The sequence below is a fragment of the Ramlibacter ginsenosidimutans genome, assembly GCF_016654015.1.
GTDB classification, from domain to species: domain Bacteria; phylum Pseudomonadota; class Gammaproteobacteria; order Burkholderiales; family Burkholderiaceae_C; genus Ramlibacter; species Ramlibacter ginsenosidimutans.
On sequence record NZ_JAEPWM010000013.1, the window covers coordinates 17,562 to 44,304 of the forward strand.

Genomic DNA, 26,743 nt, shown 5'->3' on the forward strand with positions numbered 1-26,743 from the left:
CGCCGCCCACCGCACCGGCCCTTCGCAGGCCGGCGGTGAGCGAAGATCCGCACACCCGCCAACCGCCCCCGCTCAGCCCCGGATCGCCTTCAGTACGTTCTCCGCCGTCGCCGGCGCATCCATCTGCACGCGGCCGTCGGCGCGTGCGGCGGCGGCCGCATCGCGCAAGGCCTCCCACACGCTGATCGCCAGCATGAAGGGCGGCTCGCCGACTGCCTTGCTGCCGCCGACGTTGTCTTCGCGATTGGCCTCGGGCCACAGCTGCACGTTGAAATGCGCAGGCACGTCGCCGGTCGCGGGGATCTTGTAGGTGCTGGGTGCGTGCGTGGCCAGCTCGCCGCGGTCGTTCCAGACCAGCTGCTCGGTGGTGAGCCAGCCCATGCCCTGGATGAAGCCGCCTTCGATCTGGCCGATGTCGATGGCCGGATTGATGGAGGTCCCCACGTCATGCAGGATGTCCACCTTCAGCACGCGGCTCTCGCCCGTCAGCGTGTCGATCGCCACTTCGCTGCAGGCGGCGCCATAGGCGAAGTAGTAGAACGGCCGCCCGGTCAGCGTGTTCTTGTCGTAGTGGATCTTGGGCGTGCGGTAGAAGCCGTCGCTCCACAGCTGCACGCGCGAGTGGTAGGCGTCGTCCACCAGCTGCGCGAAGGGAATGGCCGCGTCGGGCCCGCTGACCAGGCCGTGCGCGAAGATCACCTGCTCGGGCCGGCAGTTCTGCTTCTCGGCGACGTACTGCGCGAGCCGCTGGCGCACCTGGCGCGCCGCGAATTGCGCCGCGCGCCCGTTCAGGTCGGTGCCGCTGGAGGCGGCGGTGGCGCTGGCGTTGGGCACCTTGCTGGTGTCGGTTGCGCTGATGCGCACCTTCTCGAACGGCACCCCGAGTTCGTCGGCCACGAGCTGGCACACCTTCGTGTGCAGCCCTTGTCCCATCTCGGTGCCGCCATGGTTCACCTGCACGCTGCCGTCGGTGTACACGTGCACCAGCGCGCCCGCCTGGTTGAAGAAGGTGGCGGTGAAGGAGATGCCGAACTTCACCGGCGTGATCGCGATGCCGCGCTTGATGACCGGGTTGCCGGCGTTCCAGCGCGCGATCTCGTCGCGCCGCTCGCGGTAGCGCGCGTCCTGCTCCAGCCGCGCGATCAGCGGATGCAGGATGTTGTCCTCCACCGGCATCTGGTAGTGCGTGACGTTGCGGTCCTCGATGCCGTACAGGTTGGCCTTGCGCACGTCCAGCGGGTCCTTGCCGAGCGCGCGGGCGATGTCGGAGAGGATCGCCTCCACCACGATCATGCCCTGCGGCCCGCCGAAGCCGCGGAACGCGGTGTGGCTCTGCACGTTGGTCTTGCAACGGTAGGAGACGATCTCCACGTCGCCGAGGAAGTACGCGTTGTCCGCGTGGAACACGGCGCGGTCCGCCACCGGGCCGCTCAGGTCGGCGCTCCAGCCGCAGTTGGCCGCGAGCATCAGCTTCAGCCCGGTGACGAGGCCGTCGTCGTCGAAGCCGACCTCGTAGTCATAGGCGAAGGGATGGCGCTTGCCGGTGACCAGGAAGTCGTCGTCGCGGTCGAGGCGCAGCTTCACGGGCTTCCTGAACTTGCGCGCGGCCAGCGCAGCCCAGACCGCGATGTGGCCGGCCTGCGTTTCCTTGCCGCCGAAGCCGCCGCCCATGCGCCGGCACTCGACCTTCACCGCGTGGTTCTCCAGCCCCAGCGCATGCGCGACCCAGTGCTGCACCTCGCCGGGATGCTGCGTGCTGGAATAGATCCACCAGTTGTCCTGTTCCAGCGGCAGGGCGTAGCCGACCTGGCCTTCCAGGTAGAAGTGCTCCTGGCCGCCGACGTCCAGCGACCCGCTCAGGCGATGCGGCGCCCGCGCGATGCCTTGTTCCGGCTCGCCGCGGCGCGCGGTTACCGGCGGCAGCACGAAGCTCTGTGCCTGCACCGCCTCGCGAACGTCGAGGATCGCGGGCAAGGGCTCGATCTGCAGCTTCACCTTGCGCGCCGCGCGGCGGGCCTGCATCACGGTGTCCGCGACGACGACGCCCACCACCTGGCCGACGAACTCCACGGTGTCCAGCGCGAACACCGGCTCGTCGTGCGTGAAGGTGGCGAGGATGCGGTCGCCGGGAATGTCGCCGGCCAGCACGACGCCCTTGACGCCTTCCATCTGCAGCGCCGCGGACGCGTCCACGCCAAGCAGGCGGCCGCGCGCTACCTTCGAGAGGATGGGCGCCGCGTGCAGCGTGCCCTTCACTTCGGGGATGTCGTCCACGTAGGTGGCGGCGCCCGCGACCTGCGCGCGCGCGCTCTCGTGGGCGTGGGAGCTGCCGGTGGCCGGGGCCGCGGTGCCGGTGAGGAACTTCTCGGGCGCGTTCATGGTGCGGTCGCCTCCGCGAGGCGGAAGCTTTCCAGGTTGATCTGTTCGAAGCCCTGGCTTTCCAGCCAGAGGCGCTGCATCAGGTTGCCCAGCACCTCGCTGCGGTAGGCGGAGGAGGCGCGCATGTCGCTGATCGGGCGGAACTCCGAGCGCAGGCTCGCGGCCGCTGCCTGCGCCGCCTCCAGGGTCCAGGGCCGGCCGCGCAGGAGCGCCTCGGTCTGCACGGCGCGCGCGGGCGTCGGCGCAACGCCGCCGGCGCCGATGCCGACCTGCGCCACGGCGCCGTCCTCGATGCGCATCGCGACCACCAGGCACACGGCGGAAATGTCGTCGTCGTAGCGCTTGGAGATCTTGTAGGCGCGGAGGAACTCCCCCTCACCCCCACCCTCTCCCCGCAAGCGGGGCGAGGGAGTCGATCCGCTTGCTCCCTCTCCCGCTTGTGGGAGAGGGCCGGGGTGAGGGCTCTTCGGCCGCGGCACCTTGATCCAGCCCACGACTTCGTCCGCCGCCAGCACGTTCTTGCGGTAGCCGGTATAGAACTGCTCCAGCGGCAGGTCGCGGTGCCCGCGCTGCGACAGCAGGACCACGTGCGCGCCGAGCGCGATCAGCAGCGGCATCGAGTCGCCGATGGGCGAGCCGTTCGCGACGTTGCCGCCCAGCGTGCCCGAGTTGCGTACCGGCAGGCCGGCGAAGCGGTTGGCGAAGGTCTTCAACTGCGGCCGTTCGCGCACGAGCGCATCGAAGGCGTCGGTCAGCGTGACCGCCGCCCCGATCGCGATGTGGTGCTCGTACTGCTCCACGCGCTTCAGCTCGGCGACCCGCGTGACGTCCAGCACCTGCGGGAACTGCATGTGCATCTTCGTGACCCACAGGCCGACGTCGGTGCATCCCGCCACGATCTGCGCCTGCGGATTGGCGGCGCGCAATGCCAGCAATTCGGGCAGGGTGCGCGGATCGAGATAAGTGCCCAGGCTCGCCACCTGTTCGCGGCGCACGCGCAGTGCTTCGAGCTGCCGCAGGATCTCCCCTTCATCCACCTGCACGCGCGGCAGGTTCGCCATCTGTTGGGCGGCGTCCAGGATGGGGCGGTAGCCGGTGCAGCGGCACAGGTTGCCGGAGAGTTCTTCCTGCGCCAGTTCGCGCGTGACGGTCTCGCCCTGGCAAACGTGGTTCTGGTACATGCCGAACAGGCTCATGGCGAAGCCGGGCGTGCAGAAGCCGCATTGCGAGCCATGGCACTGCACCATCGCTTCCTGCGCGGGATGCAGGCTGCCGTCCTCGCCGGCCAGGTCCTCCACGGTCCACAGTGCCATGCCGTCGATTGAATGCGCCAGGCGGATGCAGCTGTTGATGGCGCGATACTTGAGCGCGCCGTCCTCGGGCTCGGCGACCACGACGGTGCACGCACCGCAGTCGCCCTCGCCGCAACCCTCCTTGGTGCCGGTGCAGGAGAGGTCCTCGCGCAGCAGTTCCAGCAGCGTCCGGTCGGGTGGTACATTGGTCAAGCTGACGAGTTCGCCGCGCCGGACAAATCGGATCGTCTTGGATTCCATGCGGTTCATTCTCTTCTACGGGATGCACAGAGGTTAGGGGGAACCCTCGCACCTCGCATATTGGCGCCCTTATGGGCGGGATGCACGCAAAGGTATGAAGGATCAAGTTCTTTTCGACAAGATCGACCTCCACTTGATCAGGGTCTTGCATACCGTGTTGACCGAGCGCAGTGTTTCGCGAGCCGCCATGAAGCTGGGCATGTACCAGCCGGCGGTGTCGGCGTCGCTGAAGCGGCTGCGGGAACTGGCGGGAGACCCGCTGCTGGTGCGCTCGGGCGCCGGGATGGTGCCGACGGACGCGGGCCTGCGCATGGTCGAACCCAGCGCCAGCATCCTGCGTGCCGCCGAGGTCCTGTTCTCCGACGCGCGCGGCTTCGACCCGCAGACGTCCGCGCCCGTCTTCCGCGTGGCGGCCGCCGACTACCTCGACCCCGAGTTCCTGCCGCAGCTGGTGGCGCAGGTGAAACAGCAGGCGCCCCACAGCCAGATCGAGATCCATGCGCTCAGCGCGGCGTCCGACTACCACGCGCAACTCGCGCAGGGCGCCATCGACCTGGTGGTGGGCAACTGGCTGAAGCCGCCGGAGGACCTGCACCTGGGCAAGCTGTTCTCGGACGAGATCGTATGCCTGGTCTCGCGCGAGCATCCCGCCACCAAGCGCGGCTGGACCGCGGAGCAGTGGCTGGAGGCGGAACACGTCGCGCCCACGCCCGTCTTCCCCGGTGCGCGCGGCGTGATCGACGAACACCTGGAAGAGCAGGGGCTGGCGCGTAACATCACGGCCCGCTGCCCGCACTTCGGGCTGCTGCCGCGGATGGTGGCATCGAGCCTGCTCATCCTCACCACCGGCCGCCAGTTCTGCGAACGCTACCTCGGCCACCTGCCGGTGCAGATCCTTCCTTGTCCCGTGCCGTTTCCCGACCTCGTCTACTACCAGCTGTGGCATGAACGCAGCCACTCGTCCGCCGCCGGCCGCTGGCTGCGCGAGCGGGTGAAGGCGGTAGCAGCCGGCCTGCGGCACCCTCACTAGCACTGGAGAGCCCTTGAGCGTCCCGCGCCTGCAGCTCGCGCACATCACCAAGCGCTATCCCGCGGTGGTGGCGAACGACGACGTCTCCCTGACCGTCCAGCCCGGCGAGACCCACGCCGTGCTCGGCGAGAACGGGGCCGGCAAATCCACGCTGATGAAGATCATCTACGGCGCGGTCAAGCCGGACGAGGGCAGCGTCCTGTTCAACGGCCAGCCCGTGCACATCCGCAACCCGCAGGAGGCGCGGGCGCTGGGCATCAGCATGGTGTTCCAGCACTTCAGCCTGTTCGACACGCTGACGGTGGCCGAGAACGTGTGGCTGGGCCTGGACAAGAGCCTGACGCTGCAGCAGGTGACGCACAGCATCAGCGCCAAGGCCCGCGAGTACGGGCTGGACGTCGACCCGTCGCGGCCCGTGCACACGCTGTCGGTGGGCGAGATGCAGCGGGTGGAGATCATCCGCGCGCTGCTCACCAACCCCAAGCTGCTGATCCTCGACGAGCCGACCTCGGTGCTGACGCCGCAGGCGGTGGAGAAGCTGTTCGTGGTGCTCAAGCAGCTCGCCTCCGAGGGCTGCAGCATCCTGTACATCAGCCACAAGCTGCACGAGATCCGCGAGCTGTGCACCGCGTGCACGGTCATGCGCGCCGGCAAGGTGACCGGCGTGACCGACCCGCGCCGCGAGAGCAACGCCTCGCTGTCGCGCCTGATGATCGGGGCCGAGCCGCCCGCGCTGGAGCATCGCGAACGCGAGCCCGGCGAGGTGGTGCTGCGCGTGCAGGGGCTCACGCTGCCGCGCGAGGACCAGTTCGGCCACGACCTGGACGACATCTCGTTCGAGGTGCGCGCCGGCGAGGTCGTGGGCATCGCCGGCGTGTCGGGCAACGGCCAGCGCGAGCTGCTGTTCGCGCTGTCGGGCGAGGACCGGCGCGCGGCGCCGCAGATGATCGAAGTGGCCGGCAAGCCGGTCGGCCGCTACGGACCCGCGCACCGCCGCCACCTGGGCCTGCACTTCGTGCCGGAGGAACGCCTGGGCCGCGGCGCCGTTCCGAACCTCGGCCTGGCGCAGAACCTGCTGCTCACGCGCACCGATGCCGTCGGCCGCAGCGGCTGGATCCGCACGGCGGCACTGCGCGCGCAGGCGGCGGACATCATCCGGCGCTTCAACGTGAAGGCCGGCGGCCCGGATGCCACGGCCAAGTCGCTCTCGGGCGGCAACCTGCAGAAATTCATCGTCGGCCGCGAGATCGACGCGAAGCCGAAGCTGCTGATCGTGTCGCAGCCGACCTGGGGCGTGGACGTGGGCGCATCGCAGCAGATCCGCGCCGAGATCCTGGCGCTGCGCGACGCGGGCTGCGCGGTGCTGGTGCTGTCCGAGGAGCTGGACGAACTGTTCGAGATCAGCGATCGCCTGCACGTGATCGCCAAAGGCCGGCTGTCGCCCAGCATCGACCGCGCGCGTGCCACGGTGACGCTGATCGGCGAGTGGATGAGCGGCTTGTGGGTGGTGCATCCGTTGCGGGAGGGGCCCGCCCCGACCCCCGTCCCCCAGAGGGAGCAAGGCCAGGAGAATTCGAATGTTTAAGCTGGAACAGCGACCCGAAGTTTCGCGCTTCTGGAGCATCGCCTCGCCGCTGCTGGCGCTGGTCGTCACCGTGGTGCTGGGCAGCCTGCTGTTCATCGCGCTCGGGAAGGACCCGGTGCGCAGCCTGCAGGTCTTCTTCTGGGAGCCGATCAGCTCCGGCTACCGCTTCGGCGAGCTGCTGGTGAAGGCCACGCCGCTGCTGCTGATCGCGCTGGGGCTCGCGGTGTGCTTCCGCTCCAATGTCTGGAACATCGGCGCGGAAGGCCAGTTCGTGATGGGCGCCGTGGCCGCCGGCGGCATCGCGCTGCTGGCGGGCAAGGACACGACGCACTGGATCGTCGTGCCCATCCTGCTGGCCGGCGTGCTCGGTGGCATGGCCTGGGCCGCGATCACCGGGGTGCTGCGCGACAAGTTCAACGCCAACGAGATCCTGGTGAGCCTGATGCTGGTGTACGTGGCCACGCTCACCCTGAACTACCTGGTGTTCGGGCCGTGGAAGGACCCGGCGGGCTACAACTTTCCGCAGTCCAAGACCTTCGAGGCGGTGACGCAGATCCCGCGCCTGTTCCCTGGCTCGCGCGTGAACATCGGCGTGCTGATCGCGCTGGCCGGCGTCGTCGCGCTGTGGATCTTCCTGTTCCGCACGCGGGCCGGCTTCGCGCAGCAGGTGGGCGGGCTGGCGCCGGCCGCGGCGCGCTACGCGGGCTTCTCCTCGCGCAAGGCCTTGTGGACGGCGCTGCTGATTTCGGGCGGCGCCGCGGGCCTGGCCGGCGGCCTGGAAGTCGCCGGGCCGCTCGGGCAGCTCACGCCCTACGTGCCCGCGGGCTACGGCTTCGCCGCGATCATCGTGGCCTTCGTGGGCCGGCTGCACCCGGTGGGCATGGTGTTCTCCGCGCTGCTCATGAGCATGTTCTACATCGGCGGCGAACTCGCCCAGTCCCGCCTCGGGCTGCCCAAGTCGCTCACCGGCGTGTTCCAGGGCCTGTTGCTGTTCACGCTGCTGGCGTGCGACACGCTGATCGCCTACCGCTTCCGCTTCCTCCCCTCCGCCGTTGCGAAGGCTTGAAATGTTGACCCCCACGTTTGCGGCTACGCCGCTGCACTGCCCCCCGAGGGGGCGTATGCCTCCTAAGGGCGGCCTGTCGGAGGCATGATGGACCAGTACGCACTCCTCTTCGCCTCCATGCTCAACGCCGGCACAGTGCTGGCGATCGCGGCCCTGGGCCTGTTGATCAACGAGAAGGCCGGGATCGTCAACCTCGGGGCCGAGGGCATGATGCTGTGCTCCGCCATCGCCGGCTTCGCGGCCGTCGTGCGCACGGGCAACGACTGGGTCGGCTTCGCGGCCGGCATGGGCGCCGGAGCGCTGATGGCCGCGGCCTTCGGGCTGCTGGTGATCTGGATGAACACCAACCAGTACGCGACCGGGCTGGCCCTGAGCCTGTTCGGGGCGGGCTTCTCCGCCTTCGCGGGCATCGGCTACGTGCAGGAAAAGCTGCCGGAGCGGCCGCACTTCACCATCCCGCTGCTGGGCGACATTCCCGTGATCGGCCCCGCTCTGTTCCGCCAGCATCCGATGGTCTACCTGGCCATTGCGCTCGTGGCCTGGCTGATGTGGTTCCTCTACCGCTCGCGGACGGGGCTGGTGCTGCGTTCCGTGGGCGAGTCGCCCGAGTCCGCGCACGCACTCGGCTACCCGGTACGGCGCATCCGCCTGGCCGCGGTCGTCGCCGGCGGTGCGCTGTGCGGGCTCGCGGGTGCCTACATCTCGATCGTCTACACCCCGCTGTGGGTGGAAGGCATGGTGGCGGGCAAGGGCTGGATCGCCCTGGCCCTCACCACCTTCGCGACCTGGCGTCCGGCACGCGTGTTGCTTGGTGCCTACCTGTTCGGCGGCGTCACCATGCTGCAGTTCCACTTGCAAAGCAGGGGGGTGGAGATTCCCAGCGAATTCCTCAACATGCTGCCGTACGTGGCGACCATCGTGGTGCTGGCGCTGATCTCGCGCAATCCGGCGTGGATCCGGGTGAACATGCCGGCTTCGCTTGGAAAACCCTTTTATCCCGGCTCATAATCGCCTTTTTCAAGAACGCTCTCGACGAGGGGAAAACAATGATCGACTCCAGGAAACGTGCGCTGCTCCAGGCAACGGCCCTCGTGGCTGCGGTCGCGGGCTTGGCTGCCTGCAGCAAGCAGGAGACTCCCGCGCCGGCCCCCGCACCCGCGCCTGCACCGGCGGCCCAGGCTCCCGCGCCGGCGCCCGCTCCGCAGAAGCTCAAGGTGGCGTGGGCCTACGTGGGCCCCGTCGGCGACGGCGGCTGGACCTTCGCGCACGACAATGCGCGCAAGAAGGTGGCCGAGGAGTTCGGCGACAAGATCGAGACCTCCTTCGTCGAGAAGGTGCCCGAGGGCGCCGACGCCGAGCGCGTGTTCCGCGACATGGTGTCGCAGGGCAACAAGCTGATCTTCGGCACCACCTTCGGCTACATGGAGCCGATGCTCAAGGTCGCGGCCGACAACAAGGACGTGAAGTTCGAGCACGCCACCGGGTACAAGACCGCCGAGAACCTGCGCACCTACGACAGCCGCACCTACCAGGGCGCCTACATGGCCGGCGTGGTCGCGGGCGGCATGACCAAGACCAACACGCTGGGCGTGGTGGCCTCGGTGCCTATCCCCGAGGTGGTGCGCAACATCAACAGCTTCACCCTGGGCGCGCAGTCCGTGAACCCCAAGATCAAGACGAAGGTCGTGTGGGTCGGTGACTGGTTCAATCCGCCAAAGGAAACCGAAGCGGCGACGGCCCTCATCAACGGCGGCGCCGACGTGCTGATGCAGAACACCGACTCGTCGGCCGTGCTGCAGACCGCCGAGAAGATGGGCAAGCGCGCCTTCGGCTGGGACAGCGACATGAGCGCCTACGGTCCCAAGGCGCACCTCGGTTCCGCGGTGATCAACTGGGAGCCGTACTACAAGAAGGCCATCAGCGACGCCCTGAACAACACCTGGCAGACGGGCCAGTCGTGGTGGGGCGTGAAGGAAGGCGCGATCGACTTCGTCTCGCTCGCCTCCGACGTGCCCGATCCGGTGAAGCAGAAGCTCGAGGCCGCCAAGGCGGGCCTGAAGGACGGCAGCCTGGAGATCTGGAAGGGCCCGATCACCGACAACACCGGCAAGCAGGTGCTGGCGAAGGACGCGGTCGCCGACGACAAGTTCCTGGGCGGCATCAACTTCTTCGTCAAGGGCGTCGAGGGCAAGGTCCCCGGCAGCGACAAGAAGTAATCCCGCACGCCATGTGCAAGGGCCGCCTCCGTGCGGCCCTTTGTGTTTCGAGAATGCGGGCAACGCGTTCGGAGTTTGCCGATGAACCTTCCCTCCCTGCTCGCCGCCATGCCCAAGGCGGAGCTGCACATCCACATCGAAGGCTCGCTCGAGCCCGAGCTGATCTTCCAGCTGGCGCAGCGCAATGGCGTTGCCCTGCCGTATGCCAGCGTCGAGGACCTGCGCCGCGCCTACGCGTTCAGCAACCTGCAAAGCTTCCTGGACATCTACTACGCGGGCGCCAGCGTGCTGCTGCACGAGCAGGACTTCTACGACATGGCCTGGGCGTACCTGCAGAAGGCCGCCGCCGAGAACGTGATCCGGGCCGAGATCTTCTTCGACCCGCAGACGCACACCGCGCGTGGCGTGGCGATGGAGACGGTGATCCGCGGCCTGTCCCGAGCCTGCCGCGACGCGCAGAAGATCGGCGTGGAGGCGGAACTGATCCTGTGCTTCCTGCGCCACCTGAGCGAGGAGGATGCGTTCGAGACGCTGGAGCAGGCGCTTCCCTTTCGCGAGCACTTCATCGGCGTGGGCCTCGATTCCAGCGAGCTCGGGCACCCGCCGGAGAAGTTCGCGCGCGTGTTCGCGAAGTGCCGCCAGCAAGGCCTGCACCTCGTCGCGCACGCGGGCGAGGAGGGGCCGCCGGCGTACGTGTGGGCGGCGCTCGACGTGCTGCACGTGGAGCGCATCGACCACGGCGTGCAGTCCGCCAAGGACCCGGCGCTGATGAAGCGCCTGGCGCAGGACCGCATCCCGCTCACCGTGTGCCCGCTGTCCAACCTGAAGCTGTGTGTGTTCCCCACGCTCGCGCAGCACAACCTGCGCGAGCTGCTGGACGCCGGCCTGTGCGCCACGGTGAACTCGGACGATCCGGCCTACTTCGGCGGCTACATGAACGCGAACTTCCTGCAGACCTTCGCGGCCACCGGACTGGATGCGCAGCACGCGTACCGGCTCGCGCGCAACAGCTTCGAGGGCTCCTTCGCCGACGCGTCGCAGAAGCAGCGCGCCATCGCGCGGCTGGACGAAGTGTTCGCGACGCACGTGGTTTAAGAACGCGCAGGAAGTTCCGGTCGCGGGGAACTTCCTCCTGTAGGAAGTGACTGACTGGGACATGACGCGAGCAGTCTCCACCCGCGGCCCCCACTGGGCCTTGTCCCTCCTTCTTCCTCTTTGCATGCTGCTGGGCCTGGACGCCGCCCAGGCCACGCAGCCGCATACCCGGCACGTGACGGCGAAGCGCACCACGACCCATCCCGCGAGCCATCCGGCGAAAGTCGCGCGAAAGTCTTCGGTGCGCGGGAAGACCGTCTCGAGGCGCCAGGCTGCGCACCGCGGCGAAGCCCTTGCCAGGGCGCACCGGCCTGCGCACGTGCACCGGGCCGTGGCGCACGTCGACCCCGACGCGCCGCCGCGCATCACCGCCAACGTCGCCTACGTCGTCGACCAGCAGACCGGCGAAGTGCTCCTGGGCCGCAACGAAGAGGTGGTGCACCCGATCGCGTCGCTCACCAAGCTGATGACGGGCATGATCGTCGCGGAAGCGCAGTTGCCGATGGACGAGAAGATCGTCATCGACGACAGCGACGTCGACCGCCTGAAGTTCAGCAGCTCGCGCCTGCGGGTCGGCACCGAACTCACGCGCGGCGAGGCGCTGCACCTGGCGCTCATGTCCAGCGAGAACCGGGCGGCGCACGCCCTCGCACGCACCTATCCGGGCGGCGAGAGCGCCTTCGTGAGCGCGATGAACGTGAAGGCGCGGCAATTGGGCATGGAGCACACCACCTACGTGGAGCCGACCGGCCTCTCCAGCGAGAACCAGTCCAGCGCGCACGACCTGGCCCTGCTCACGGCCGCCGCCTACGAGCACCCGCTGCTGCGCCGCTACACGACCTCGCCCGGCTACCGCCTCGCGACCGACCACGGCACGACGCAGTACGTCAACACCAACCGGCTCGTGCGCGCCGGCACCTGGGACATCGGCCTGCAGAAGACCGGCTACATCCGCGAAGCCGGCGACTGCCTGATCCTGCAGGCGAAGCTGGCCGGCCGCAAGCTGATCATGGTGTTCCTCGACTCCGCGAGTGCGCTCGCGCGCTTCACCGATGCGGAGCACGTTCGCACGTGGCTGCGCGCGCACCCCGATCTCACCGCCGAGGACAAGGGCGCCGCCGCTCCGAGCTAGCAGCAGACTCCTACGACGAGGCGTCCGCCGTCTCGCGCGCCGCGCTGGTCGGCGTGCTGCCCGGCGCCGCTCCCACCACGGCCTGCAGCTGCGTGTCCCACTTCCAGGCGGCCGTCTCCGGGCTCGGCGTGCAGACGTAGATCTCGCCCGCCGGACGCCCGACCACCTGCAGGCCGCTGGAGCGCAGCATCGCTTCGATGCCGGCGTGGTTCGGCACCCACCAGTTGGTGCGGTCGCCGGAGAACTTGTGCTCGATGAAAGCCATCTTGGGCCAGCCCGCGTCCAGCAGCGGCTCGCGCTCGGTGATCGGGTGGTCCTGCGTGTCGGGATAGACCTCCTCGCCGGGCATGGCCAGCGTCTGGAACACCATCATCCGCTTCGTGCGCTGCGCCAGGATGTCCAGCGCCAGCAGCGGATAGCGCAGGTGGTAGAACACGCCCATGAACCACACCAGGTCGAACTGCTCGCCGGTGCGCGCGAACTCGTAGACCTGCATCTCGCGGAACTCGACGCGGTCCTGCAGCCCGAACTGCTTCGCCGCCCACCTCGCCTGCGTGAGATAGAGCGGCTCCATGTCGATGGCCAGCACGCTGGCGCCACGGCGGGCCAGCTCGAAGCTGTAGAAGCCCGCGTTGCAGCCGACGTCCAGCACGCGCCAGCCGGTCAGGTCCTGCGGGATGGAGCCGCGGATCTGCTCCCATTTGAAGCGCGGGAAGTCGCCGCCGATGAAGTGGTCTGGCGCGGTCTGCACGCCGCCGGGCAGGTGCAGGTTGTGGAACCAGGGTCCCAGCGCGTCGATCTCGCGCTGCAATTGCTCTTGCTCGCTTGCCATGCTGCCTTCCCCAACGATCAGGCGGCGACGCCGCTCAGAAGTTCGACTGCGTACTGCTCCACCTCGGCGGCGCGATGGGCGGCGGTGTGCTCCGCCAGGATCCGCTGGCGCGCCCGCTCGGCGATGCGCAGCCGCTCGTCCTCGCCGGTGCGGCGCAGGATCTCCAGCACGTCCTCGGTGCGGTCCACCAGCAGGATTTCCTGGTGCGGCACCAGCAGCGACTCCAGGCCGGGCCAGCGGTCGCTGATGATGGGCGTGCCGCAGGCCGCGGCCTCGAACAGCCGCACGCTGGGCGACCAGCCCGCGGCGATCATGTCCTTGCGCGTCACGTTCAGCGTGAAGCGCTGGCTGTTGTAGAAGGCGCGGTGCTGCGCCGGCGGCAGGTGCGGCTGGTGCGTGACATTCGCGGGCCAGCGCCCGGTGTCGGGGTACTGCGGACCAGCGACGATGAACTTGCGCCCGGGTTCGTGCCGCGCGGGCTCCAGCAGGAACGCATCCACGCTCGGCTGGCGGTCGTCGCTGTAGGTGCCCATGTAGCCCAGGTCCCATTGCAGCGGCGCGTGCTCGGGGAAATAGAGCTCCGGGTCCACCGAGCAGTACAGGGCGCGCGCGCGCGGCGAGCCGTACTCGCGCTGCAGCCGCTTGAGCGTCGGCCCGCCGGTGAAGGACAGGTACAGGTCGTAGCCGGGGATCTGCCGCGGGTGCAGGTACTCGAAGTCGCCGCGCGTCATCTTCGCCAGCGTGACCGGCGTGTCGATGTCGTAGAAGGCGGTCAGGCCCTCGGCTTCGTCCTGCACCCATTCGCCCACGCGCACGCCGTCCGGCACGTAGGAGCCGACGATCACCAGGTCGGCCTCGCGCACGGCGTGCACGTGCGTGTCGCGCAGTTCGTCGAAGCTGCCGTACAGCACCGTGGTGCCGTAGGGCGGATCGGGCAGGTCGCGGCTGCTCGCGTACCAGGGCTGGTCGCGCTCCAGGAAGGTCACCTCGTGTCCGCGCTTCTCCAGTTCGCGCACCAGGCCGCGGTAGGTGGTGGCGTGGCCATTGCCCCAGGACGAGGTGATGGACAGGCCCAGGATGACGATCTTCATGCGGCCTCCGCCAGGGGAGCCTGCGTGGCGCAGCCTTGCAGCACGGCGTCCACCTGGGCCGCGCGATGCGCATAAGTGTGTTCGGCCAGCACCCGCCGGTACGCGGCCTGGCCGATCTCGCGGGCGCGGCTGGCATCGAGCGTGCGCACGTGCCCGGCCACCTCGTCGCCGCTGTGCGCCACCAGCACTTCCTGTCCGGGCGCGAAGAAGGTCTCCAGGCCTTCCCAGGCATCGGTGATCAGGCAGGCAGCGGCGCCCGCCGCTTCGAACACGCGCGTGGCGGGCGAGAAGCCATAGCGCGCCATGCTCTCGCGGCTGACATTGAGCACCGCCCGCGGCGTGCAGTTGAAGGCGTTGTGGTCGGCGGTGTAGACGTGGCCCAGGTACTGCACGTTCGCCGGCAGCGGCTTGTCGCCCCAGCCGCTGCCACCGAGCAGCATGCGTTGCTGCGGCAACTGCGCCGCGGCGCGCAGGAAGAACTCCTCCACGCGGGCTTCGCGGTCCGGCAGGCGATTGCCCAGGAAGGCCAGGTCGCACTGGAAGCGGGGCTCCGGCGGCACGGGGTGGTGCGTGCTCGGGTCCAGCGCGTTGTAGATCGGCACGCAGTCGCGCGCGCCGAGCCCGAGGTAGGCCTGGCGCACGGGCTCGCCGCCGCCGTAGGTGAGCACGATGTCGTAGCGCGGCACCAGCGGCAGGAAGGGATCGGCCGCGTTGGCGTGCACGCGGTCGAGCGTCGCGGGCGCATCGACGTCCCAGAAGGCGACCAGCGTGCCGGGGGCCTGCAGGTCCAGCACCGCGCGTTCCAGCAGTTCGTCGTGCACCCCGACGCCGCTGGCCTTGACGACCAGGTCGGCGCCGCGCGCCTGTTCCACGGTCGCGAGCACGTCCGCTTCCGACGCCGCGGAATAGACGACCACCTTGGCCCAGGGCGGGTCGGCCATGTCCCGGTGCTTCTGCCGGTCGTAGGCGTCGGGTTCGTAGAAGGTGACCTGGTGCCCGCGCTCGTGCAGGGCCCGGACGATGCCGCGGTAATAGGTGGCGGCGCCGTTCCAGTACGCCGACACCAGGCTGGACGCGAAGAACGCGATCTTCATCTTGCTGTTCACTCCCTTGTCTTTGTTCCGCCTCGTCACGCCAGGCCGGAGAGCGCTGCCGAGTGCGCCCGCGGCGGCCCGAGCTCGGCATGGATGGCCAGCAGTTCGTCCACCCGGTGCGCGCACGTGTGGCGCGCGAGGATGGTGCGCAAGCCGTGCTCCGCGAGCGACCGGGCGAGCGCCGCGTCGTGCAGCACATCGCGCAGGTGCGCGCGCATCTGCTGGCCGTCGCGCGCCACCAGGAAATCGGCGCCCGGCTCGAACAGGCCTTCGCAGTCGTCCCAGGGCGCGGACACCAGCGGGATGCCGCAGGCCAGCGCCTCGAACACCCGGATGGTGGGGATGCCCGGCAGCGCCTGCACGTAGGGACGGCGCGGCACGTGCACGGTGACGCAGTAGCGCGCGAACACCTGGGGAGCCTCGTAGTTCGGCAGCCAGCCCGCGTAGGCGATGCCCGCGTCGCGCAAGGCATCCAGCGCGTGCTGCGGATAGCGCACGCCGTGGATGCGCGCCTGCAGGCCCAGGCTCTTCACGGGATCGAGCAGGAACTCGTGCAGTTCGGCCGTGCGTTCCTCGTCGCCCCAGTTGCCGATCCAGACCAGGTCGCCGGCCCGCTCGGCGCCCGCGATCGGATGGAACACGCGCGGGTCGGCGGCCTCGTGCCAGGTCCAGGCGCGCTCGCACCAGCCCTGGCGCTGGTAGAGGTCGCGGATCGCGCTGCCGAAGGCCAGCACGCCGTCGTAGTGGCGCAGGTCGTAGGCGGCCATGCTGTCCGGCTGGGTGACGGCGCGGTGGTGCGTGTCGTGGAACAGCAGGCGGTAGTGGCCGTTGGCGTGGCGGTGCTCGCCGATGCGCTTCACGAGCCCGTGGTCGCTCCATTCGTGCACCAGCACCAGGTCGGCGTCGGCCAGGGCGGCGTCGAGGTCCAGCGTGTCGGGCTGGTAGCGCGTGCTGTGCAGCAGCGGGTAGGCGCGCGCGAAACCGTCCAGCGGCGCCGTGCCGTGTTCAGCGACCAGGTTGCTCACGCTCCAGGCATCGGCAGGTTCGTACACGCGCACCTCGTGGCCGCGCGCGATCAGGTCGGTGCAGACGCCGCGCAGGAAGTGTGCGTTGCCGTGGTTCCAGTCCGAGACCAGCGAATGGCAGAACACCGTCACGCGCATGCCGGTTCCTCCGTCGTGGCGAATTGCGGCGCCACTTCCGCATAGCAGGCGAGGTAGGCGTCGCACATGGCACGGGCCGTGTAGCGCTGCGCGCGTGCCTGGGCTGCCGCGGCGAGGCGCGCGCGTTCGGCCGGGTCGGCGATCAGGTCGCGCAGCGCCGCGTGCAAGGCGCAGGGATCGTCCGGCGACACGTAGCGCGCCGCGGCGCCCCAAACTTCTCGCAGGCTGGCGATGTCGCCCAGCACCAGGGCGCAGCCGCTCAGCGCTGCCTCGAGCACCGAGAGCCCGAAGGGTTCGTAGCGCGCGGGCAGGGCGTAGATCGCGGCTTCGGCGAGCTCGCGTGCCAACGCCATGCGCGGCAACTCGCCGAGGAAGCGCACTGCCTGCGGCTGCACGACGCCGCCGTCGGGATGCGCAGCCGAGCCCGCCACGCAGACGGGCCAGGGCAGGCCCGGCGCGGCCTGCTCCAGCGCCTGCAGGTTCTTGGCCGCGTCCCAGAAGCGGCCCGCGGCGAGGATGCGCTCCTGCTTGGGCGCGGGTGCGAACTGGCCGGGCACGCAACCGTTGGCCAGCACGCGGTCCGGGCCCTGCCAGCTGTATTCCAGGCGCAGCGCGTCGAGCATTGCGCGCGTCGGCGCGGCGACGGCGGCCGCGCCGGCCAGGCCCTGGCGCACGCGCTCGCGATAGACGTTCCAGCTCGCGGGCGCCGGCTCGCCATGCACCGCGCGCCACCACGAGGCGACGCACGAGTGCGCCACGACCAGCTTGGGTGCGCGCAAGGGCAGGGCGCCGAAGGCGTACTGGTTCAGGTGCACGAGGTCGGGGCGCAGGTCGCGCTCCAGCGCCAGCAGCCATTCGCCGGCGGCGGCTACGTCGTCCCAGGGCTCCTGCATCCACTCCAGCCGGAAGCTGCTTTCGAAGACCGTCACCGCGCGGCAGTCCGCGAGTGCGGCGCGCTGGTGCGGCGCCAGTGGCGCGCCCATCGTGGCGATCGCCACGCGCACGCCGCGCGCGGCTAGCGCGCGTGCCAGTTCGACCGCATAGGTCCAGACGCCGCCCACGGTGTCCGCCGTCAGCAGGACGCGCGGCGCTCGCTTAGCGGCCATACACGCGGTCCAGCACGGTGGCGACCTGCACCAGCGTCTCGATGGACTTGTCGTAGCGCGCGCCGCCGGCGAGGCGTCGCGCCCAATCGACCGCGGCGCGGCCGCCCCAGGCATCCGGCGGGTCCGCGAGCGGAATGTGCTGCGTGCCCTGGAAGCGTGCGGCGGCGAAGTCGTAGAAGGAGCCGTTGACGTTGGTCATCGCAGCGCCGCCGCGCGTGCCGTGGAAGTGCGCCTCGATCGCCGCGTCGCGGCCGAAGGGCAGGTTCCACGAGCAGGCCATGCGCACCACGCAGCCGTTGGCGAGGTCGAACTGCGCCACTGCATAGTCCTCGACCTGCGCGCTGCCCGCGGGCAGCTGCTGGCCTTGCGCGTACAGCCGGCTGCTGACGTTCGTGACCTCGGGGAAGCCCAGCGTCCACAGCGCCAGGTCCACGAGGTGGATGCCCAGGTCGATGGCGCAGCCGCCGCCGGCCAGCGCCGGGTCGCGCGCCCACGACTTGTCGGGCCCGTAGGCGTTGTGGAACAGGAGATCCACCGCATAGACGGAGCCGAGTTCGCCTTCGACCACCGCATTGCGGATGCGCCGCATCGCCTCGGTATGGCGATAGGAGAGGTCGCAACCGAGCAGGCGATCGGCCTGGCGCGCCGCATCGATGATCGCCTGGTTCTCGCCGGCCGTGCGCGCGAGCGGCTTCTGGCAGAACACCGCCAGCCCGCGCCACAGCGCCGCGAGCGACTGCTGCGCGTGCAGCGCGCTGGGCGTCGCGATCACGACCCCGTCCAGGTCCTGCAGCAGCAGCTCGTCGAGGCTGGAGAGCGCCACCGCGCCCGGTGCAGCCTGCGCTGCGCGCTCCCGCATCTCCGCCGAAGGATCGGCGATGGCCGCCACCTGGCAGGCGTTTTCGGCGAGCATCGCCTGCATGCGGTTCAGGCCGATCCAGCCAAGGCCCAGGAAGCCGAGGCGGGGGAGTTCGTTCTTGTTGTTGTTGTTGCTTGGGCTCATGCGGTCGTGACCAGGGCTTTCATGAATCCGTCGGGACGGGTGCGCGTGAGTTCGAGCGCCTCGCCGAGGCGGTCCAGCGGCAGCTTGTGCGTGTAGAGCGGCGTGGGGTCCATGCGGCCTTCGCCTATCCACTGCACGGCGCGCTTCATGCCATCGACGTAGGCCTGCGGGTCGCGTTCGTGCGCATTGATGACGTCGATGCCGCGCCAGTTCCACAACTGCAGGTTCACCTGCCGCAGCCCGTCCTGGTGGTAGCCGGCGATGACCAGGCGGCCGCGTTCGGCCGTCAGTTCGCCCGCGAGGTCCAGCGGCCATTGCAGGCCGGTGCACTCGATCACGCGCTGGCACCACTTGCCGTCGGTGAGCGCCTTCACCTTCTCCAGGATCTTCCAGTGGTCGTCCATCAGGATCGTGTGGTCGGCGCCGGCCTGCTTCGCGAATTCCAGCGAGAACGGCCGGCGCGACAGCGCGATCACGCGTGCGCCGGCATGCTTCGCCAGTTGCGTGAGCAGGGCACCGAGGAAACCGATGCCGACGATCGCCACGGTCTGGCCCGCGCGGATCTCGCTGCGCTGGAAGATGTTGGTGGCGCAGCCCAGCGGCTCGCCCAGCACCGCCGTGTCGGCGAGCGCATCGGGCAGCTTCACGACCGAGCCCGCATCGGCGACGTCGTACTCCGCGTGCGCGCGGTAGCTGAGGGCGGCGATGCGGTCGCCGACCTCCAGGCCCTGCACGCCTTCCCCGAGTGCGGCGACCCGGCCCCAGCCTTCATGCCCGGGCGCACCGGGCGGCTGCGGGTACGTGAACCATTCGCGGCCTTCCCACAGCGGCAGGCTGGACGCGCACACGCCCGAGCCCTCCATGCGCACGAGGACCTGGCCGGGTCCGGGTTCCGGCGGCGCGATGCTCTGCACCGCCGCCTGGCCCGGTCCGCCCAGCACGGCGGCCTGCATCTGCGACCCCGCCATCAGTGCGCTCCCGCGGCGACCGCCGCCGTCGCGTTGGCCGCAGCCACCGCACCGCGCTGGGCGTGGCGGGCCGCCAGCCAGTCGAACAGCAGGCCGATGCCCTCGGTCGCGCCCACCTTCGGCTGCCAGCCGGTCTCGCGCTGGAAGCTGGAGGTGTCGGACACGTAGTAGCGCTGGTCGCCGGTTCGCCACGCGTCATGGGCGATCGCAGGACGCTGGCCATGCAGCTGCTCGATGCGGTCCAGCAAGTCCTGCAGGCTGATCGCGTTGCGCGGCCCGCCGCCCATGTTGAACGCGCGGCCCTTGAGGCGCTGCGCGTTCTGTTCGGCCAGCAGGAACGCGTCCACCAGGTCGTCGACATAGAGCACGTCGCGCACCTGCATGCCGTCGCCGTAGAGCGTGATGCGCTCGCCGCGCAAGGCGCGCAGGATGAAGTGCGCGACCCAGCCCTGGTCCTCGGTGCCGAACTGGCGCGGCCCGTAGATGCAACTCATGCGGAACACGAGCGTGGTCATGCCGTAGCTGCGCGCGTAGTCGACGACGTACTGGTCGGCCGTGCCCTTGGAGCAGCCGTAGGGGCTGTGGAAGTCCAGCGGACGCTGCTCGCCGATGCCGCTGGCTGCGACGCCCGCATCCACCGGAAGGTAGCGCTGGCCCTGCACCGACAGTTCCAGGTCCTCCAGGCCGCCGTAGACCTTGTTGGTGGAAGTGAGGAAGACGGCCGGGGCCACCGGGCGTGCGCGCGCCGCCTCGAGCACGTTGAAGGTGCCCAGGGCGTTGACCTCGAAGTCCTCGCGCGGGTTCTCCAGGCTGGTGGTCACCGCGACCTGCGCCGCGAAGTGGAACACCTGCTGCGCCCCGTTGACGGCCTGGTTCACAGCTGCGGCGTCGCGCACGTCGGCAAGGACGAATTCGAGCAGCTTGCCGTGCTGCTGTCGCAGCCACTGCAGGTTCTGCTCGACGCCCGGACGCGAGAGGTTGTCCAGCACGCGCACCCGGCGGCCTTGCGCGAGCAGCCGGTGCGCGAGGTTGCAGCCGACGAAGCCGGCGCCGCCCGTGATCAGGGTCGTCGGCTCCGTCACCGCAGGTCCTCCCCGAGGCTGGTCCGCTGCGCGGCCAGCTCCGTCTCTGCGGGCGCGCCGCCGGCGGGGGGCGCTTCAGGTGCGCGGTCGGCGCTCACCGTCAGTCCGCGTGCGTTGAGCTCCGCGCTCGCCTGCGCCACGCGATCGACCGCGGGCTGGCTGGCGAGCCAGGAGGCCAGTTCGACCAGTCCGTCCTCCAGCTGCACCTGGGGCGCGTAGCCGAGGATGCGCTGGGCCTTTCCGATGTCGGCGTAGCAATGGCGGATGTCGCCGACCCGGTACTTGCCCAGGATTTCCGGCTGCACGTTCTCCTTGCCGACGACCTTCGCCAGCTTGGCCGCGATCTCGCGCACCGTGCGCGGCTGGCCGCTGCCGATGTTGAAGGTTTCGCCGGCCGCGTCCGGCGTTTCCAGCGCAAGGCGGCACGCGCGGGCGATGTCGTACACGCTCACGAAGTCGCGCTGCTGCAGGCCGTCTTCGAAGATGGCCGGCGGGTTGTCGTTCATCAGGCGCGAGGCGAAGATGGCCAGCACGCCCGTGTACGGGTTCGACAGCGCCTGCCGCGGGCCGTACGCGTTGAAGAAGCGCAGGGCTACGGTCGGGATGTTGTACGCACGGCCGATCATCAGGCACAAGCGCTCCTGGTCGTACTTCGACAAGGCGTACACGGAAGCCAGCGCCGGCTGCTTGGTCTCCGGCGTGGGCATCGGTTGCAACACGCTGCCGTCTTCGGCAAGGAACTCCCATTGCCCGGACTTGAGCTGCTCCAGCGTGCGCTCGCCGACCATACGCGGTCCGCCCGAGTGGCCGCGGTAGAGACCTTCGCCATAGAGGCTCATGCTCGATGCGACGATCAGCCGCTCGACCGGATTCTTGGTCAGCGCCTCCAGCACGACCGCGGTGCCGAGGTTGTTGACGCGCGTGTAATGCGCGACCTCGTACATGCTCTGGCCGACGCCGACCGCGGCAGCAAAGTGGTAGACCGCGTCGACGCCCTTCAATGCTTCATCGACCTTCTCGCGATCGTTCACGTCACCGACGACCAGCTCCACGTCCTTGGCCAGGTAGTCGGGCCGTCGTCGGCCCTCGCCGTGGACCTGCGGGTCCAACGAATCCAGCACGCGAACGCGATAGCCATGCGCCAGCAACTCGTCGGCCAGGTGCGAGCCGATGAAACCAGCGCCTCCCGTGATCAACACCTTTTGCATCGAAGGCATCCCTGTCTTGTTGTCGATGCTTCATGTTAGGTGCATGGCTCAACCGACGGGGCCGTTTTGAACAAAATGTTGGAAATCGCGCATGGCAGAGCAGCTTGTATGTACGATGCCCATGCTCGTTGTCGCTGAGCCGGGCCCAGCGCAGCGCTCGATAAGGCAGCAGACAAAAAGGGAGAACAACATGAGCAAGATCCGCGTCGCCATCATCGGCGTCGGCAATTGCGCTTCGTCGTTGGTGCAGGGCGTGCAGTTCTACGCCGACGCGGCCCCCGACGATTTCGTCCCCGGCCTCATGCATGTGGAGCTCGGCGGCTACCATCCGCGCGACATCGAGTTCACGGCCGCGTTCGACGTCAGTGCCCACAAGGTGGGGCTCGACCTGAGCGAGGCCATCCTTGCCGAGCCGAACAACACGATCCGCTTCGCCGAAGTGCCGCACCTGAATGCGCCGGTCTACCGCGGCATGACCCACGACGGGCTGGGTACTTATCTCAAGGATGTGGTGCCCAAGTCCGATCGCAGCACGGATGACATCGTCGGTATCTTGAAGTCGACGAAAACGGATGTAGTCGTTTCGTATCTGCCGGTCGGCTCGGAAATGGCGACCAAGTGGTATGTCGAGCAGGTGCTGGAAGCAGGCTGCGGCTTCGTCAACTGCATTCCGGTCTTCATCGCATCGCAGCCGTACTGGAACAAGCGCTTCGCGCAGCGGCGGCTGCCCATCATCGGCGACGACATCAAGTCGCAGGTGGGCGCGACCATCGTGCACCGCATGCTCACCGACCTGTTCCGCAAACGCGGCGTGAAGGTCGAGCGCACCTACCAGCTCAACGTCGGCGGCAACACCGATTTCCTGAACATGCTGGAGCGCGAGCGACTCGCGTCCAAGAAGATCTCCAAGACGCAGGCTGTCACCAGCCAGCTCGGGCATCCGATGAAGGAGCGCGACGTGCACGTCGGGCCCAGCGACTACGTGCCCTGGCTCACCGACCGCAAGTTCGCGTTCATCCGCATGGAAGGCACCTCCTTCGGCAACGTGCCCCTCAGCTGCGAGCTGAAGCTGGAGGTATGGGACTCGCCCAACTCCGCCGGCGTGGTGATCGACGCGATCCGCTGCGCCAAGATCGCGCTCGACCGCGGCATCGGTGGCGCGCTCAACGGGCCGTCGAGCTACTACATGAAGTCGCCGCCGCTGCAGTTCACCGACGACGAGGCTCGCGAGCTCGTGGAAGCTTTCATCCGCGGCGACGAAACGGTCGTGCCCGAGCCGAAGAAGCGCGCTACCGGCGAAGGCGAGGCCGAGACGCTCACCGTGCAGCAGAAGAACGATTAAGGACCCCACCGCCACCATGATCGAAGCCGTCAAGTTCTGGAACGAACCGAACAACAAGTCGCACTGGGACCCTGAAGTCGATCCGGGCTGGATCCGGTTCGCGGAGATGGTGAAGCTCGCCTCTTCCGCGGTGAGCGCCGAAGCGCCCGGACTCACCAGGGTGCTGGGCGGCATCTCGCCGATCGACGCCGGCTTCATCCAGAACCTCGCCGGCCAAGGCGTGCTGGATCAGGTCGACGCCGTCGCGGTGCATGGCTTTCCGCTGGACTGGAACAACTGGCAGATCGACGCCTGGCCCGAACGCATCGCGGAGATCGAAGCCGTGACGAAGCTGCCGGTGTGGGTGACCGAAGTCGGTGTCTCCACCTTTGGCGCCGAGGAAGTGCAGGAGTGGGGCCTGAAGCGGACCGCGGAACTACTGTCCGGCCGCGTGCCGCGTGTCCACTGGTATTCGCTCTACGACCTGCCTAAAGCCTGGCCTGCCACGACGCGGCATCGCGAGGCAGAAGGCTCGAGCTACTACCGCCACTTCTACATGGGCCTGCTGCGCGAGGACGGCACGCCCAAGCTCGCTGCGCGCCACTTCGCCGAGTACACGCCCGAGTTCGGCATCTGCCAGTGGTTCCACTACGAGGACCATCGGCTCGAGGACGCGGTGCGCTGGCTGAAGAAGCTGGGCGTGAGGAAGCTGCGCACCGGACTGAGCTGGGCCGACAGCTTCCGTCCCGACGCCGATGCGTGGTTCGACCGGCAGATGGCGGCGCTGGACGACTTCGACGTGACCGTCACCTTCTGCTTCACGCCCGAGCACCGCGGGATCCAGCCGCACCACACCAGCGCGCCCCTGGTGCCCGGCGAGTTTGCGGAATTCTGCGCCCGCATGGTGCGGCGTTATGTCGGCAGCACGGCCACGCCGGTCGAGGCGGTGCGGCCTCTCGCTGCGCTCGCGTGACCACCTTCCTGGTCGCCCGCCATGCGATGCACGACTGGGTCGGGCGCGGCATCGCCGGGCGGCAGCCCGACGTCTCGCTGAACGAGCTGGGCCGGCAGCAGGCGCGCGAGTTGCCCGAGCGACTCCAAGGCGTGCACCTCGACGCGCTCTGGTGCAGTCCGCAGCCGCGCACCCGGCAGACGCTGGAGCCGCTGGCCGCGGCGCGCGGGATGACCATTCACGAGCATCCGGGCATCGACGAGGTCGACATGGGCGACTGGGTCGGCATGATGTTCGACGAGCTGGAGGCGCTTGGCGCACCGTGGCGGCACTGGTGCGAGCGCCGGGGCAGCGCCCACCCGCCGGGAGGCGAGCCCTTTGCCGATGTGCCGCGCCGTGCGATGGCGGCACTGCACGACATCCGGGAGCGCTTCCCGCAGGGCACGGTGCTGGTCGTCTCGCATGGCGACGTCATCAAGTCGGTGGTCGCCACCTGCCTGGGCATGTCGCTCGACGACCTGGAGCGCTTCGACATTGCGCCGGCTTCCCTTACGCAGCTGGACCTGGCCGAGGACTGGCGCAAGCTGAAGCAGCTCAACGTGCTGGGACCGCTTCGCTGAGGCGGGCGCGCCCGGCGTGCGCCAGTGCGCGCTCGTGCAAGGCAGCGGCAACGCGCTGCGCGACCGCATCCCAGTCCCCCGGCTGCGGCTGGCGAAACAGGCGCAGCGCCGGATACCACGGTGTGTCGTCGCGACCCTGCATCCAGCGCCAGTCCGCCTGGTGCTTCAGCAGCACCCACGTGGGCACGCCCAGCGTGCCGGCCAGGTGCACGGGCATCGCGTCGACGGCGATCACCAGGTCCAGCGCGCACATCGCCGCGGCGGCCGCGCGCACATCGGTCGTGTGCGGCGAGAGGATCTCGATGTCCAGGCCCTGCAGCAGCGGATCGTGCGCGGGCTCGCCTTGTTGCAGCGAGAAGAAACGGATCTCCGGCAGCGCGAACAGCGGTGCCAGGGCCTGCAGGCCGATGGAGCGCGTCGTGTCCCACGGACTCGACGCCCACACCAGGCCCACGCGCAAGCGGTCGTCGTCGGGCACGGTCTTGTCGCGCGGCTGGGGCAGCCGGCTGCGCAACTGCGCGGAGGGCGGCGGCGGCAAGCGCTCGAGCGTCATGCGCAAGGCATAGGCGAGCTCCATCACCTCCAGGTCGACCTCGTGCGGCGGCAGCGGGTCGTCGGTCCAGTAGTTGCGGACCTCGCCCAGGCCCGGAACGCCGCGCAGCAGGTCCACCAGCGGCGGCTGCACCAGGAAGTGCAGGCGTGCCGCCCCCAGCTCGGGCAGGAAGCGCATGAACTGCAGAGTGTCGCCCAGCCCGTGCTCGCAGCGCACGATCACGCTGCGCCCCTGGGTCGGCGTGCCGTCCCAGCGCAGCTGTTCGGGACGGCGGCAAAAGCCGGGCGTGCCCTGCCGCGCGCGCCGCGGCAGTTCGATGCGGTCGGTGGCACGCCACGCGGCTTCCCAGTCGCCGCGCCGCATGGCGGCGAACCAGTCGCCGGAGACGTCGGGCAGGCTGTCGTCGCTCAAGCGGCCAGCACGGCGCGACGGCCGTTGCCGTTGCGCGAATTGACGCGCCGGCTGGAGGGTTTCACGTTGGCGGCGACATGCGTGGCGGCGGCCCGCGTGAGCAGCTTGTCGAAATAGGTGATGGTCTTCTTCAGGCCCTCGGTGAGCTGCACGGTCGGCTCCCAGTTCAGCTTCTCCTGCGCCAGCGTGATGTCCGGGCGCCGCCGCACCGGGTCGTCCACCGGCAGTTCCGCGAACACGATCTTCGACTTCGATCCGGTCAGCTCGATCACCTGCTTCGCCAGCGCGAGGATGGTGAACTCGCCGGGATTCCCGAGATTGATGGGGCCGGGGCAGTCGCTGTCCAGCGCCATGAAGCGCAGGAAGCCCTCCACCAGGTCGTCCACGTAGCAGAAGCTGCGCGTCTGCTGGCCCTTGCCGTAGACAGTGATCGGCTGCCCCTTCAAGGCCTGCACGATGAAGTTCGATACGACGCGCCCATCGTTGGGATGCATGCGCGGACCGTAGGTATTGAAGATGCGGCCGATGCGGATGTCCACACCGAACTGGCGGTGGTAATCGAAGAACAGCGTTTCCGCACAACGCTTGCCTTCGTCGTAACAGCTGCGCGGACCGATCGGATTGACGTTGCCCCAGTAGCCTTCCGGTTGCGGGTGATAGCTGGGGTCGCCGTACACCTCGCTGGTGGAAGCCTGGAAGATGCGGGCGCGCGTGCGCTTCGCGAGGCCCAGCATGTTCATCGCGCCGATGACGCTGGTCTTGGTGGTCTGGATGGGGTCGTGCTGGTAGTGCACCGGGGAAGCGGGGCACGCGAGGTTGTAGATCTCGTCCACCTCGACATGCAGGGGAACCGTGACGTCGTGGCGCAGCAGTTCGAAGCGGGGATGGCTCAGCAGGTGCTCGATGTTGTCCTTGGTTCCGGTGAAGAAGTTGTCGGCACAGATGACGTGGTGCCCTTGGGCTACGAGGCGGTCACAGAGGTGGCTCCCAAGGAATCCAGCACCGCCCGTGACCAGGACGGTGCTGCTGCCGTTGTACTTGCGCATGCTCGTTGTTCCCTGTTCGATGAATTTTGTCGAAGCACTCCTTGCGGTGCTTCGGGTTTCTTTATACGCAAACTCCATGTTTCCGTGGGGTGATGAAACTCATCGCTTGGGAGAAAAAGAATGCATTGATGCAAACGCAGCTGAGCGGGATGCGCTCGGCCGTCGGTGACGCGGCTCGTCCGCACGAATACAATCACGCATGAGGTCGCGCCCCGGCGGCCTTTTTCTTTTCACCAT

23 protein-coding genes are annotated in these 26,743 nt (G+C 68.9%); 10 read left to right on the plus strand and 13 right to left on the minus strand.

The annotated features are described in order from the left end of the window. Nucleotides 1–72 precede the first annotated feature (72 nt). Both xdhB and xdhA read right to left on the minus strand, forming a co-directional pair. Nucleotides 73–2,379, minus strand: a complete 2,307-nt coding sequence (gene xdhB / locus JJB11_RS22835) for a xanthine dehydrogenase molybdopterin binding subunit (RefSeq protein WP_201177005.1) — start codon at nucleotides 2,377–2,379, stop codon at nucleotides 73–75. Next, a complete protein-coding gene (gene xdhA, locus JJB11_RS22840; protein WP_201177007.1) occupies nucleotides 2,376–3,932 on the minus strand; it encodes a xanthine dehydrogenase small subunit in 1,557 nt (518 codons plus the stop codon). Before xdhA ends, xdhB begins: the two co-directional genes overlap by 4 nt. A gap of 94 nt (nucleotides 3,933–4,026) precedes the next feature. On the opposite strand from xdhA, the gene JJB11_RS22845 reads away from it, so the two are divergent. From JJB11_RS22845 to JJB11_RS22875, 7 genes are all read left to right on the plus strand, one after another. Next, complete coding sequence (locus tag JJB11_RS22845) at nucleotides 4,027–4,962, plus strand: LysR family transcriptional regulator (RefSeq protein ID WP_201177009.1); 936 nt, start codon at nucleotides 4,027–4,029, stop codon at nucleotides 4,960–4,962. A 13-nt stretch (nucleotides 4,963–4,975) separates the two neighbouring features. Then, nucleotides 4,976–6,547, plus strand: a complete 1,572-nt coding sequence (locus tag JJB11_RS22850; RefSeq protein ID WP_201177011.1) for an ABC transporter ATP-binding protein — start codon at nucleotides 4,976–4,978, stop codon at nucleotides 6,545–6,547. Further along, nucleotides 6,540–7,613 carry an ABC transporter permease gene (locus tag JJB11_RS22855; RefSeq protein WP_201177013.1) on the plus strand — a complete coding sequence of 358 codons (1,074 nt, stop codon included), beginning with the start codon at nucleotides 6,540–6,542 and terminating at the stop codon, nucleotides 7,611–7,613. The genes JJB11_RS22850 and JJB11_RS22855 overlap by 8 nt, the downstream gene beginning before the upstream one ends. Before the next feature lie 87 nt (nucleotides 7,614–7,700). Then, nucleotides 7,701–8,621: an ABC transporter permease gene (locus JJB11_RS22860; protein WP_201177015.1), complete on the plus strand. Its 921-nt coding sequence runs from the start codon at nucleotides 7,701–7,703 to the stop codon at nucleotides 8,619–8,621. 38 nt (nucleotides 8,622–8,659) lie between these two features. Beyond that, a complete protein-coding gene (locus JJB11_RS22865) occupies nucleotides 8,660–9,829 on the plus strand; it encodes a BMP family ABC transporter substrate-binding protein (RefSeq protein ID WP_201177017.1) in 1,170 nt (389 codons plus the stop codon). An 81-nt stretch (nucleotides 9,830–9,910) separates the two neighbouring features. Beyond that, entirely contained in the window at nucleotides 9,911–10,924 is a 1,014-nt protein-coding gene (locus JJB11_RS22870) for an adenosine deaminase (protein ID WP_201177019.1), read from the plus strand. Nucleotides 10,925–10,985: 61 nt separating this feature from the next. Then, complete coding sequence (locus tag JJB11_RS22875; protein WP_201177021.1) at nucleotides 10,986–12,056, plus strand: D-alanyl-D-alanine carboxypeptidase family protein; 1,071 nt, start codon at nucleotides 10,986–10,988, stop codon at nucleotides 12,054–12,056. Between the two features lie 10 nt (nucleotides 12,057–12,066). Here the strand turns inward: JJB11_RS22875 and JJB11_RS22880 are convergent, their stop codons facing one another. The 9 genes from JJB11_RS22880 to JJB11_RS22920 are packed head-to-tail and all read right to left on the minus strand — an operon-like array spanning nucleotide 12,067 to nucleotide 21,612. Continuing rightward, a complete protein-coding gene (locus JJB11_RS22880) occupies nucleotides 12,067–12,888 on the minus strand; it encodes a TIGR04290 family methyltransferase (protein WP_201177023.1) in 822 nt (273 codons plus the stop codon). Between the two features lie 17 nt (nucleotides 12,889–12,905). Beyond that, a complete protein-coding gene (locus JJB11_RS22885; protein WP_201177025.1) occupies nucleotides 12,906–13,979 on the minus strand; it encodes a CgeB family protein in 1,074 nt (357 codons plus the stop codon). After that, nucleotides 13,976–15,085 carry a glycosyltransferase family protein gene (locus JJB11_RS22890; RefSeq protein WP_201965054.1) on the minus strand — a complete coding sequence of 370 codons (1,110 nt, stop codon included), beginning with the start codon at nucleotides 15,083–15,085 and terminating at the stop codon, nucleotides 13,976–13,978. The genes JJB11_RS22885 and JJB11_RS22890 overlap by 4 nt, the downstream gene beginning before the upstream one ends. 23 nt (nucleotides 15,086–15,108) lie before the next feature. Beyond that, entirely contained in the window at nucleotides 15,109–16,236 is a 1,128-nt protein-coding gene (locus JJB11_RS22895; protein WP_201177027.1) for a CgeB family protein, read from the minus strand. Continuing rightward, on the minus strand, nucleotides 16,227–17,342 hold the full coding sequence (locus JJB11_RS22900) for a glycosyltransferase family 4 protein (protein ID WP_201177029.1): 1,116 nt from the start codon (nucleotides 17,340–17,342) through the stop codon (nucleotides 16,227–16,229). The genes JJB11_RS22895 and JJB11_RS22900 overlap by 10 nt, the downstream gene beginning before the upstream one ends. Next, nucleotides 17,332–18,345, minus strand: coding sequence for a Gfo/Idh/MocA family protein (locus JJB11_RS22905; protein WP_201177031.1), 1,014 nt, complete (start codon nucleotides 18,343–18,345; stop codon nucleotides 17,332–17,334). Before JJB11_RS22905 ends, JJB11_RS22900 begins: the two co-directional genes overlap by 11 nt. Continuing rightward, nucleotides 18,342–19,313 (minus strand): MDR/zinc-dependent alcohol dehydrogenase-like family protein, encoded by a 972-nt coding sequence (locus JJB11_RS22910; protein WP_201965055.1) that lies wholly within the window; start codon nucleotides 19,311–19,313, stop codon nucleotides 18,342–18,344. Before JJB11_RS22910 ends, JJB11_RS22905 begins: the two co-directional genes overlap by 4 nt. Further along, nucleotides 19,313–20,395 (minus strand): SDR family NAD(P)-dependent oxidoreductase, encoded by a 1,083-nt coding sequence (locus tag JJB11_RS22915; RefSeq protein ID WP_201177039.1) that lies wholly within the window; start codon nucleotides 20,393–20,395, stop codon nucleotides 19,313–19,315. The genes JJB11_RS22910 and JJB11_RS22915 overlap by 1 nt, the downstream gene beginning before the upstream one ends. Next, complete coding sequence (locus JJB11_RS22920; RefSeq protein WP_201965056.1) at nucleotides 20,392–21,612, minus strand: NAD-dependent epimerase/dehydratase family protein; 1,221 nt, start codon at nucleotides 21,610–21,612, stop codon at nucleotides 20,392–20,394. The genes JJB11_RS22915 and JJB11_RS22920 overlap by 4 nt, the downstream gene beginning before the upstream one ends. 181 nt (nucleotides 21,613–21,793) lie before the next feature. Here JJB11_RS22920 and JJB11_RS22925 point away from each other — a divergent pair, with 181 nt between their 5' ends. The 3 genes from JJB11_RS22925 to JJB11_RS22935 are packed head-to-tail and all read left to right on the plus strand — an operon-like array spanning nucleotide 21,794 to nucleotide 24,496. Further along, nucleotides 21,794–22,945, plus strand: a complete 1,152-nt coding sequence (locus tag JJB11_RS22925; protein WP_201177041.1) for an inositol-3-phosphate synthase — start codon at nucleotides 21,794–21,796, stop codon at nucleotides 22,943–22,945. 16 nt (nucleotides 22,946–22,961) lie between these two features. Further along, the gene (locus JJB11_RS22930) at nucleotides 22,962–23,897 is read left to right on the plus strand and encodes a glycoside hydrolase 5 family protein (RefSeq protein ID WP_201177043.1); all 936 of its coding nucleotides are present in this window, start codon (nucleotides 22,962–22,964) and stop codon (nucleotides 23,895–23,897) included. Then, nucleotides 23,894–24,496 (plus strand): histidine phosphatase family protein, encoded by a 603-nt coding sequence (locus JJB11_RS22935; RefSeq protein WP_201177044.1) that lies wholly within the window; start codon nucleotides 23,894–23,896, stop codon nucleotides 24,494–24,496. Before JJB11_RS22930 ends, JJB11_RS22935 begins: the two co-directional genes overlap by 4 nt. On the opposite strand, the gene JJB11_RS22940 is transcribed toward JJB11_RS22935, so the two are convergent. After that, on the minus strand, nucleotides 24,471–25,460 hold the full coding sequence (locus JJB11_RS22940; protein ID WP_201177045.1) for a glycosyltransferase family protein: 990 nt from the start codon (nucleotides 25,458–25,460) through the stop codon (nucleotides 24,471–24,473). The two genes, JJB11_RS22935 and JJB11_RS22940, sit on opposite strands and share 26 nt — an antisense overlap. Then, complete coding sequence (locus JJB11_RS22945; protein ID WP_201177046.1) at nucleotides 25,457–26,506, minus strand: UDP-glucuronic acid decarboxylase family protein; 1,050 nt, start codon at nucleotides 26,504–26,506, stop codon at nucleotides 25,457–25,459. Before JJB11_RS22945 ends, JJB11_RS22940 begins: the two co-directional genes overlap by 4 nt. Between the last annotated feature and the right edge of the window lie 237 nt (nucleotides 26,507–26,743).